Raw genomic sequence first — 11,883 nt, 5'->3', positions numbered from 1 at the left:
GGCACCGCCGGCGGCCATTTGCTGATCGATAACACGTTGCTGGGCGACATCACCGCCGGTGACCTTTTCATCGGGCAATATTTCGATCGGCCGAATGGCGGAGCGACCCGCGTTTCGGCCGGCAATATCTCGATCGATGGCGCGGTGAATCCGACGGGTGTCTCCGTTGCGCTTGGCCTGTTCGGCAGTGGCGCCATCACCGAACCAACCGGATCGATTACGATATCATCCCTCGTCGGCAATGGCAGAAGCATCACTCTGCTCGCCTCGGGAAACCATATTGCCGCAATCGGCGGCAGCTCGGGAAAACTGACCGCGACAGCAGGGAATCTTTCGATCGCCAACGGCACGTCGCTGACTGTGCTCGGCACAGTCGGCGCGTCGGGCAATGTGTATCTACAGACGCCAAGCGCCACCGGCGTCGATTTCGGCGCATCGAGCACGGTGATCGCGGGGGGGCTTGCCAGCTTCCTTACCGACTCGTTCAACCAGACGGGCTTTGGTTCGGTCTTTGCCACGACATTCGAATTGGCACCCAGTACCGTGGGTGCCAGAGAAACGTTGGGCGGGACCGGTTCGACGTTGGCGTCGCTGAGTGGCATCAACGCCGGTCTGGTACGGGTCGGCGCTGTGACCGGACCGGTGTCCGGGCTCACTATCACCGCGGGATCGATCAGGGTCGCCGAGAGTTTCGGCGATGGTTCGACGAATTTGGAACTCGACAGTCTCGGCAAGATCGGCCAGGCGAGTGGCGCGGTGCTGACGGCCGGAACGTTGACCGGGAACGCCGGCGCCGACGTCGCCCTGCCGGAAGCCAACGCGGTCGGCGATTTGGGCAGCTTCACGGTCAACGGCACGTTGACGCTGTCGGACAGCGGACGGGCCGGCGCCCTTGTGGTGTCCGGCCCGGTTACCGCGACCAACGTCACGATAACCGGCGCGCCGGCGATCGACGTGTCCGGCAGCATCGACGCGACCTCGCTGACGCTGTCGTCAGGATCGGGCGGTATTCGCCTCGATCCGGGCGACTATCTCTCTGCCGGAACGGTTGATATTTCGACGTTGGGGGGCGGCCTGACGCAGGTTTCCGGCGGAACGATCCTGGCGAATCTGCTGATGAGTTCGGGAGGCATTGCCGGGCCGGCGATTCTGCAGGGTACGGCCAACCAGATCGGCACGATCAGCGGTCTGTCGGCCGGCGGCACGCTGACGGTGATGGATAGCGAGGCGCTGGCGCTGGCGGGTGTGGTCAGTGCGGGTGCGGGCGGCACGGTGGATGTCACCACGTCATCTGGTGGGCTGACCCAGGGGCCATCCGGCACGTTGATCGCCGGGACGCTGACCAGTTCCGGCGGTATTTTCGGGCCGGCGATCCTGCAAGGGACAGCCAATCAGATCGGCGCAATCAGCGGGTTGACGGCCGGTGGGACGCTGACGGTCGTGGACAGCAGCGGGCTGACCCTGGCCGGTGTGGTCAGCGCGGGTGTGGGCGGCACGATGGATATCACCACGTCATCAGGCGGGTTGTTCCAGGGACCGTCCGGCATTTTGGTCGCGGGGACACTCACCAGCTCCGGCGGTATTTTCGGGCCGGCGATCCTGCAGGGGACAGCCAACCAGATTGGCACGATCGTCGGTCTGACGGCTGGCGGCACGCTGACGGTCGTGGACAGTGAGGCACTGGCCCTGGCGGGTGTGGTCAGCGCGGGTACGGGCGGCACGGTGGATGTCACCACGTCATCCGGCGGGCTGTTCCAGGGGCCATCCGGCACGTTGATTGCTGGAACGTTGACCAGCATGGGTGGCATCCAGGGGCCGGCAATCCTGCAAGGGACAGCCAATCAGATCGGCACGATCAGCGGGTTGACGGCCGGCGGGACGCTGACCGTCGTGGACAGTACGGCACTCACCCTATCGGGTTCGGTGAGCGCAGGTCACGCCGGCACGGTTGATATCACCACCTTGTCGGGTGGGGTGGATCAAGGTGCGGGCGGTACGTTGATTGCCGGTGTGCTCACCAGCCGTGGCGGTGTCTCGGGTGGGGTGATCCTGCAGGGTACGGGTAATCAGATTGGCTCGATCGCGGGGCTGACCTCGGTTGGGACACTGACGGTTGTAGACGGTGAAGGGCTGTCGCTGGTGGGCCTGGTGAGTGCCGGGAATGCGGGTTCGGTGGATATCACGACATTTGCGGGTGGTCTGGCCCAGGCCGCCTCGGGAACGCTGATTGCCGGTACGCTGGCCAGTTCGGGCGGGATTTTCGGGCCGGCGATCCTGCAGGGGACCGCCAATCAGATCGGCACGATCAGCGGGCTGACGGCCGGTGGCGCGCTGACGGTCGTGGACAGTGAGGGCCTGACGCTGGCGGGTGTGGTCAGTGCCGGCAATACGGATTTGGTGGACATCACCACCCTTGCCGGCGGGCTGACGCAAGGCGTGTCCGGCAGGTTGGTCGCTGGAACGCTGACTAGTTCGGGGGGCATCGCGGGTCCGGCGATCCTGCAAGGGACGGCCAACCAGATCGGGACGATCAGTGGGCTGACGGCCGGTGGGACGCTGACGGTGGTGGACGGCGAGGGGCTGTCGCTGGCAGGCTTGGTGAGTGCGGGTTCGGCGGACATCACCACTCTGTCCGGGGGGCTGACCCAAGGGGTGTCCGGCACGCTGGTCACGGGGATCCTGACCAGCACCGGCGGCATCGTTGGTCCTGCGATCCTACAGGGGACAGCCAACCAGATCGGCACGATCAGCGGGCTGACGGCGGCTGGCGCGCTGACGGTCGTGGACAGTGAGGCGCTGACGCTGGCGGGTGTGGTCAGTGCCGGGAACACGGGTTCGGTGGACGTCACCACCCTTGCCGGCGGGTTGACGCAAGGACCGTCCTCCACGTTGATCACCGGGACGCTGACCAGCACCGGCGGCATCATGGGTCCGGCGATCCTGCAAGGGACGGCCAACCGGATCGGTACCATCAGCGGGCTGACGGCCGGTGGCGCGTTGACGGTCGTGGACAGCGAAGCGCTGACCCTGGCGGGGGTGGTGAGTGCCGGAACGACCGGCCTGGTTGACCTATCGACATCGTCGGGTGGGCTGACGCAGGCGCCGTCCGGTGCATTGATCGCTGGCACGCTGACCAGTTCGCGGGGCATCGTCGGACCCGCGGTCCTACAGGGGACAGCCAATCAGATCGGCACTATCAGCGGCCTGACGTCCGTTGGCGGGTTGACCGTTGTGGACAGCAAGGCATTGACGCTGGCCGGTCTGGTCAGTGCCGGGAATAGCGGTTCCGTGGATATAACGACTTTGTCCGGCGGCCTGACGCAAGGGCCATCCGGCACGTTGATCGCCGGTACCCTGACCAGTTCACGGGGCATCTCGGGTACCGCGATCCTGCAGGGGACAGCCAACCAGATCGGAACGATGACGGGGTTGACGGCGAGTGGGATGCTGACGGTCGTGGACGGTGAAGGGCTGGGTCTGGCGGGCCTGGTCAGCGCCGGAACCGGGGGCATTGTGGACATCACCGTCGCGTCCGGGGGCCTCAGCCAAGGGGCGACCGGCACGTTGGTCGCCGGTACCCTTCTCAGCAGCGGCGGCATCGCAGGTTCGGTTTCGCTTTTGGGACTGAGCAACCAGATCGTCAATTTGGGTTCGGCCGCCGGCGTGCCCGGGTCACTGCGCGCCACTGGCGACATTGTCCTCAACGATGCGGTGGATCTCGGCATCCCTGGCGAGGTCGTCGCGGGCAATGGGGCGGCCGCACCGCCGAACGCGTCGCTTTCAATCACGCTTCCGGCCGACAGGACGTTGACGATCAATGGCCAGGCCGTCGCGGCGAGTTCGGCTGGCGGGGTCACCATGACCGCCGGCAACATCGTCATCGCGCAGGCTGGGTCCGCACAACCCCTGGTCGAGGCGAATGGACCGGTGAGCCTGTCCGCCGGCGGCGCGCTGTCACAGAGCGCGGGGGCGATCGCCGGCGGCAGCGTCACCCTGCAAGCGCCCGGCAATGCCGTCTTTTCGAATGGCGCGATCGTGGCGACGAGCGGAACCATCGGTGTTACCGCGCCACTCAGCACGGTCAGTTCGGGGGAGATCATCGCCGCGCTTGGCGCCGGATCCGGCATCTCTTTCTCGGGGAGCCTGGTGCAAGGCACACCGAGCTACATCGGGTCCAATGGGTTTGTTGTGGTCGGGTCGCTGCTGACCGAAAATGGCGGCATCCTGCTGGCTGCGGGCAATATTGGCCTGGGCGGGCTGTCGCAAAGCGGCGGGACGATCGCCGCCGGCGGTGCGCTGTCGATAGGGCAGGGCATCGGGGTCGCCGGCTGGTCCGGTTCGTCAGCGACGGCCGGCGCGTTCAGCCAGTCCGGCGGGCTGCTTGCGGTGACGAACGATGCCAACGTCTTCACCATCGGTGCATTCACGCAGACCGGCGGTATCGTCGCGACCGGTGGCACCCTGGGCGTGACCGCCAACAACGGCATCGTCGTCGATGGGATTGTCTCGGCCGCGGGGCCATCGAGCGGATTCATGCTGCTCGCGAACAGCGGGGACGCGATCCTGGGAACAGCCGGCCTACTCGCTGGTCCGGCGCTGACTCCGTCCGGAGGCACGGTGGCCGGCAACGCGCTGCAGGCGCCCGCGGGAACGGTGGAAATCGCCGGCCCATCGGGGACGCAGGGTTTCGCCGGCGCCGGCAGCGTGGGTGGGATCACACCCGCGACCGGCTACCAGATCGCACCGCCGGCCGCACCGCCCGGTGTTCCCATGCTATCGGCGCCGGTCGTCGGCGCGCCTGTCCCTGTCCCGATTCCGGTGCAATTGGCGGGCAACGCCATCGATCTGGAGCGGCCGCTGATCGCCAGCACACTGGTTTTGAATGCGGCGACGACGATTACGGAGGGATCATCCGGTCTTATCAATGCCGGCACGCTGACCGGTTCGGCCGACGCCGATATCGCTTTGAGCAACAGCAACGTCGTCGGCACGCTGGGCAGTTTCAACGATCCCGGCCATGCATTCTGGCTGGTTGATGCGTCGAACCTCATGCTGACCGGTATCTTGTCGGCCAACAGTATCCGGATCGAGGATGTCGGCTTTGAGATCGACCTGACATCCGGCAATGGGTTCGCCGGTTTGGGCGCCGGCAGCACAAACCCGCTTCAGGCCAACGCATTCCCGGCGCCCGGATCGCCCGGCATCTATCTTCTGGCGTCGAACTTCAAGGTTATCGACAATCCGACCCTATCGACCGACTCAATTATAGACTGGACATTCGCGTTGCCGGAGAACGGGACAGGCGTCGTCGCCCTTGGCGATTTCCAGCAGCCGAAGGTGAAACTGTTCCTGAGCCTGGGCGCCGGAACCGCCACGGGACAAGTGAATATCGCCGGGTTGCAAATCACCTACGCCAAGGCGGCCACGATAACCGTCCGCCTGACGGGCGTGATTGGCGGCATCTCCGGCCAGACCGCGGCATCCGGCAGCCATATATCGCCGTTGCCGTCCAACGACTACCAGATCAACGGTTGTCCGATCTCATCGGTAAACTGCCTCAAGTTCACCAACCTGACCGTGCCCGTGACAAACCCTCTGCAGGACGTCGAATTCGGCGATATGCTGCCTCTGTCGGACATCGACATCATTCTGCCCGATGTGGCGGAGCGGGATTATTGAGGATGACCCATCGTGGTCTGCCGCTGCTGCTCCGATCGTTGATTTTCTGTGCGGTGCTGGTGTCGTGCGCCGTTCCAAGCCCCGATGCCTACGTCCAGGGCGGGCACGGTTCGGCGGCGGCGGTCGACCTTGGGTCCAACGCCGCGCAGGAAAACTGTTCATTGCAGCGTGGTGCCACCGATTCCCAGATCTACTGTGGGACCTACATCGAACCCGCGGGCAAGGTGGTCACGCCGGAACAGGCGGCAGATCCGACGGCCTTCCTGGCGGAAAGCGGCTGGCGATCGGTGTTCGATGGCCGCTTCCTGTGTCAGGCGCCACGGCCGACGACGGTTTTCGACAGCCCGGCGGCAACCTTGTCCTGCACCCGGCGCCAAGGCGGCTGGCCGCACGTCGTGCTCGCCGTCCGGCTGGCAGGCACGCTTTACGTGGCCGACGGCGTCAAGCCGATCGAGACGATCCTGCCACGGGCGATCGGTGTGATCGCGGGGCGATTGCCTGCAAAGCCAGCGGTGGCGGCGAATGGGGCTGGCCTTGCCACGCAGCGCGAGGCGGCGCAGGCGATCAATATCCAGGGCGCCGGCGCGATCGCCGAAGTGGAGCGGCAGATGGCGCGTGGCGCGATGGAAAACCGCCGTGGCAACTATGTCGCTGCGGAGGTGGCCTATCGTACCGCGGTCTCGATCCAGGAACGTCTGGTTGGTGCCGATAATCCCGCGCTGGCATTGCCGGTGGCACGCGAAGGCCTGCAACTGTCGAACCAGGGTCGCTACCCCGAGGCAGACTTGCTTTTTGCCCGGGCCGAACGCCTTTCCGCGTCGCCCGACCAGATCGACCCGGTCGCCAGGCCGCTGGTCACCTATCTGCGCGCCCTCGATCTGCTCAACCGCAGCAAGCCGCAGGAATCGCTTGCCTTATTGGATCAGGCCGAACGCGCGTTCACGGCGATCGTTCCGCCTGACGCGCTGGTGCCGCGAAGCCGATCGATCGTCGGCGCCCGCAGCCCGATAGAACTGATGGCACAAGCCGCGGCCGACACGTCGCTGGTGGCTGACCAGTCGAGCAGCGATGCGCTGAACGGTCTGATTGAGGTTCGCCGCTACCGGGCGATCGCCCTGTCCGCCCTCGGCCGTGAGAACGAAGCCGAATCGGCGCTGAAGGGCGCCCGAGACCTGTATGCCGGTCGCGACCCGCGTCTGGTGGCGCGGTTTTTCCGCACAGCCGGCATGAGCGGGACACCATCCGCTAACGGCGGCTATGCGATCTCCCAGTTAGGGGCCGCCGTCAATGAATTCGCGCTTGCACAGCCTAACAGCGCGCCGCTGGCGGAAACTGAACTGCTGCAAGCGGCTCGTCTGGCCCGTCAGGGAAATTACGCCGATGCGTTGCCGGTGTGCCGGGCGGCGAGCAAAATCCTGGAGAGCTTGAAAACCGGTGAAGCCGCGAATTTGCTGACGCCCTGCCTGCACGCGCTGTCGCTGGAGGCGGCACACGGCGGGCAGCCGGTCCTGTCCGAAATGTTTGCGCTATCGCAGCTTGCGCGCAGCGGGATTACCAGCCAACAGATCGCGCTTGCCGCCGCCCGTCTTGCCGAAGGTGCACGCGATCCGAAAGTCGCCGCGGCCATCCGGCAATACGATGCGGCGTCGGAAGAACTGGAGACGCTGTATCGCCGGCGCATCGGGATGGCGTCGGACAAGAACAATACCGCCGCTGTCGCGGCGATCGATGACGCGATTCGCAAGGCGCAGGAGGCTCAGCATGACGCGGGCCAGGCGCGACAGGAAGCGGCGCCCGGGTTCGATGCACTGGTGCAGGATTCGGTTTCGGCGAGCGAGGTCCAATCGTTGCTGCAACCGGCGGAAGCCATCGCCGTGATCGTCATGGGCAGGGACGAAGGATGGACGTTGCTGCTGCGACGGCATTCGATCAGTGCCGGCCGGATCGACGGCGGGGCGACCAAGATCGACAAGCTGGTCAAGCGGTTCCGGGCCAGCATGGATCTGCGACCGGATAACAGGCCGCCGCCGTTCGATACCGACGCGGCGCAGCAGCTTTATGCCGCCGTTCTGCAACCGGTCGCCGATGGCCTGAAAGGTGTGACGGCCTTGACGGTCGCGCCGTCGGGAAGCCTGCTTTCGGTCCCGTTTGCGGCGCTGCTGACGGGATCGGCGACCGCTGGCGATCTGAGCCAGGCTCCCTTCCTGATCCGAAGCGTGGCGATTTCCCACGTTCCATCCGCGGCCAGCTTCGTCAATTTGCGGCAAGGCGCGAAGATCATCAGGGCGACCAAGCCGTGGTTCGGCATGGGGGATTTCAAACCCCCCACGTTGCGGCAGGCGATGGCGAGCTTTCCCACCGAGGCCTGTGGCGACAGTGCCCGCGAATTGGCGAGCCTGCCCGAACTGTCTGGCGCACGCAAGGAACTTGAGGTGGCGCGACAGCTTCTGGGGGCCGACCAGAGCGACCAACTTCTTGGATCGGGTTTCACCGCGAAGAACGTGATGGCGAAAAATCTGACCGATTATCGCATCATCCATTTCGCGACCCATGCCATCCTGCCGGGGGAACTGCGATGCCAGACGGAGCCGGCGGTGTTGACCTCCACCGCGCCCGATGCGCCGAATGCCTCGGGCGGGTTGCTGACCGCATCAGAGATCGAGCTGATGCATCTGGACGCCGAAATGGTGATCCTGGCTGCCTGTAATACGGGTGGCGAAGGCGGAAGCGGTGCGGGTGAAAGTCTGTCCGGGCTGGCCCGCAGCTTTTTCTTCGCCGGCGCCCGTTCGTTGCTGGTGACGCATTGGGACGCCAACGATGAGACGACCACCTATCTGACGGCACTGTTTCTTCAGGCGCTTCGCGCCAATCCCGATGCCGGACCGGCGATGGCTCTGGCACTGTCGCAGCGGCGCATGTTGGATGAGTCCGTTGGGGCTCGCGCGGTTCAGGCCCATCCATATTATTGGGCAGTGGAGGCGCTGATCGGTGGCCGTGGCGCCACGGGCGCCACGTCGGTGGTCGATAGCGGCAAGCAACGCGCCGGCGGCTGATCTCGGACGAATGCCCTGGCTTTCGCGGCGTCCGCCGAAGATGGCCTGCGATGGATCGACTACGAGAGAAGCTTCGACGCGACAGCGAAAGGTTTCCGACAGCACCGCACTGGCTCGCATGTCGGTGCGGATCGCGCTAGGATACCTGACCGATATGAGGCACGCATGGACACGGTGGAGACGCTCGGGAAGTATGAAATCAAGCGCACGCTGGGCCGCGGGGCCATGGGCGTGGTTTACGAAGGATGGGACCCGTCCATCCAGCGGCACGTCGCCATCAAGACCGTCCCGCTCACCGACGTAGACGATCCTGAAACGCAGGAGCAGATCGCCCGATTCCGCCGGGAGGCACAAGCCGCCGGGCGCCTGACCCATGAGAATATCGTTCCAGTGTACGATTACGGCGAAACGGCTAACGTCGCCTATATCGTCATGGAATATGTCGAGGGGCCGACCCTGGACTCGCTTATGAAGAACCAGGAACGGTTCGGGCTGCCCGAGATCCTGCGCATCATGAAGGATCTGCTGGCAGGCCTGGAATTCAGTCATGAACGCGGCGTGGTGCATCGCGACATCAAGCCCGCCAACCTGATGCTAACCTCCAACGACAGGGCAAAGAGTCGCGTCAAGATCGCGGATTTCGGCATCGCGCGGATCGAGAGCAGCAGCATGACTCAGGCCGGCACTATGATCGGAACGCCGACCTACATGTCTCCCGAGCAGTTTATGGCGGAAACGGTTGATTCGCGGACCGATATTTATTCTTCTGGTGTGCTGCTTTATCAATTGCTAACTGGCGAACGCCCTTACGAGGGCGGATTATCGGCCATTATGCACAAGGTGCTGCACACCGAACCGCTGTGGCCATCGCAGCTTTCCGTTACCTCGCCACCGGCCTTGGACGCGGTGGTGAAAAAGGCGATGGCGAAGCGTCCGAACGAACGGTTTGCCACGGCGGCGGCGTTCTCGGAGGCTTTGATCGCGGCGGCATCGGCATCGGCCGCGGTTGTCAGCCCGCCCCCCGAGGATGCGACGATCATCGAGTCGCGCCGTCCGGTGGCGGGCCCGGTTGCACAGCCTGTCAGCGTTCCGGTCGCGACGCCGCCGAAGCGCAGTATGACGCCGATTTTGGCGGGGGTGGTGGTCGTACTGTTGGCGGGGGCAGGGGGCGCATTCTTCCTGCTGCGTCCGTCGGCGGACGTTCCCCGGCCGACGCCTTCGCCGACGGTCACGACACCGGCGCCAATTCCGGCGCCCGCACCCGCGCCTGTGGCCAAGCCTGAGCCGGTACCGCCGGCGACTGTCGCGCCGGTTCCTGTCGTGCCGCGGAATGAGGCTGTGGCACCGGCCGCGAAGCCGGCGGTCAGTCCGGCGATGATCAGCGATATGTTCGCCCAGATCACGGCGACTCAGCGCTGTGCCTTTATTGGCGGTTCCGTAGGGAACAACAGTGAAGCGGTGTTGACCGGTATTGCGGGTCCGGGCGCTCGGGACGACATCAGACAGACCATCGCGAGCCATGCCGTTCCGGGTACGATGCAATGGAATGTTGCTAATGCCGACACGGTATTTTGCCCGGCCTTGACGTTGTTGCAATCGATCGCGCCGCCATTCGGCTCAGCCGATCCGGTTTTGGCGTTAACGCTGGCCGACAACCGGACCACACTGCACGATGGCGACCACATTCGGCCACGTCTGACAATGCCGAATTTCGTCGGGTATCTGCGGGTGGACTACATTGCTCACGATGGGACGGTGCAGCATCTTTACCCGCAGGTGGCTGATTCGAGTGGCGCGGTCGCGGACAAGGTGCATGAGTTCGTTCCCGGCCAGAAGGTGAGTTTAGGCGATCCGTCGGCGGGTCAGCCGGGGTGGGAAGTCGCACCGCCTTTCGGCACCGACATGATCATCGCGGTGGCGTCGTCCCGGCCGCTGTTTACGCGGCCTCGGTCTACGAATGTCGAGACGGCGGCGACGTACCTGCGGGATTTGGATGCCGCAGTCCATGCGGTTCGTGATGGCGGGGGGACGTTGGTGGGCAATGCGCTGTTGGTGGATGCGTTGGCGAAGTGATGGGTTTTGTTGCGCTTGTCACTCTGCAAGCGATGGTTCACTTATCGGGCCTTGGTGACATACCCGCAGGCGAGAGCGGAATTTCGACCCGATGTTTACCTGCACTGAAGATGTAAACGTTGTTGATGTAACTGTCATGAAAATCGCAATTTAGGCGGGCGCAGAATTCTGGAACGGGGAACTGGCCCAGAGGTTTCGCAGGGGGACCGATCGCTGAGACAAAAATTGTCTTCCGGGCGACATAGGCAAAAGTCGCCGACCGCGCGTCAACAGACAATACCCCTGGAAATGGACCGCTCGTTCCATTCGGCGAAGCGAAATAGGTGGCGCTACACCCGATTCCGCAGGGAAAATCCACTGCTGCAATTTCGTGTGTTATCCACTTGGTTTGGACATGGCCTGCGATCGGAACGTCGGAAAATATTATCGTGGTCTTGGCCTTCTGATGAAAGTTCGCGGAGGCGCGGCCGTTTTGATACTCGACCCGAACCCAACGGCCGTCATATCCGGATCTGAATATCTCGTGATAGTCTCCGGCGGAGCCAGTAGCCCCCCCTGTCAGTACCAAGCCGCTCAGTAGCGTCGCGCAGGCCAACTTAAACATTCTTATAGAACCGAAAGCTGGTTTCTGGAACGCCAGAGGGGTTTGGAACCACGACAGCAGGAGGATCGGTCCAATCGGGGGTCTCATCATAGAGGTCAGGGTTTTGTCTGTGCAGGGCGCTCTGGGTCTTGGGACTGTAGTAATTCGTGGCCCCGGGAACCGGATTGCTCGCAGGGGACGCAGCGATCACCTGCCTGGCGATTTCTTGACAGTCCGTCCACGCTGCACCGGATGGATTGTGAATCGCGGAATAATTTTTCGGGTCAGCCTTTAAGGACCAGCAGGTAAACTGTAAACGCGCAGTTACGACGGATCGATAACTATTGCCCCAACGTCCGATTTGAACACGATTTCGGATCACCCATGCTACCGCGACACGAGATGCGTGGGCTTCGCCTCGGGCCTCACCGTACAGAGTCATGGCGAGGTATTGCTTTTCATCCAGTGCCGGCTCGGTATGAACGCCGTCAGCTC

4 protein-coding genes are annotated in these 11,883 nt (G+C 64.1%); 3 read left to right on the top strand and 1 reads right to left on the bottom strand.

The annotated features are described in order from the left end of the window. Positions 1–18: 18 nt before the first annotated feature. From GSQ89_RS18545 to GSQ89_RS18535, 3 genes are all read left to right on the top strand, one after another. Entirely contained in the window at positions 19–5,679 is a 5,661-nt protein-coding gene (locus GSQ89_RS18545; protein ID WP_216856259.1) for a hypothetical protein, read from the top strand. 2 nt (positions 5,680–5,681) lie between these two features. After that, positions 5,682–8,732: a CHAT domain-containing tetratricopeptide repeat protein gene (locus GSQ89_RS18540; RefSeq protein WP_158927920.1), complete on the top strand. Its 3,051-nt coding sequence runs from the start codon at positions 5,682–5,684 to the stop codon at positions 8,730–8,732. 165 nt (positions 8,733–8,897) lie between these two features. Further along, complete coding sequence (locus GSQ89_RS18535; RefSeq protein WP_158927918.1) at positions 8,898–10,805, top strand: serine/threonine-protein kinase; 1,908 nt, start codon at positions 8,898–8,900, stop codon at positions 10,803–10,805. Positions 10,806–11,401: 596 nt separating this feature from the next. On the opposite strand, the gene GSQ89_RS18530 is transcribed toward GSQ89_RS18535, so the two are convergent. Then, positions 11,402–11,883: cell wall hydrolase (locus GSQ89_RS18530; RefSeq protein WP_174254896.1), on the bottom strand; the 482-nt coding region annotated here is incomplete at its 5' end.

The organism is Acidisphaera sp. S103 (assembly GCF_009765975.1).
Taxonomy (GTDB): domain Bacteria; phylum Pseudomonadota; class Alphaproteobacteria; order Acetobacterales; family Acetobacteraceae; genus Rhodopila.
This window is presented reverse-complemented; position numbering and strand designations above follow the sequence as displayed.

Bases quoted from the DNA above. Each gene is read 5' to 3' on its own strand.
- GSQ89_RS18540 (WP_158927920.1), top strand. From the start codon at position 5,682: ATGACCCATCGTGGTCTGCCGCTGCTGCTCCGATCGTTGATTTTCTGT.
- GSQ89_RS18535 (WP_158927918.1), top strand. From the start codon at position 8,898: ATGGACACGGTGGAGACGCTCGGGAAGTATGAAATCAAGCGCACGCTG.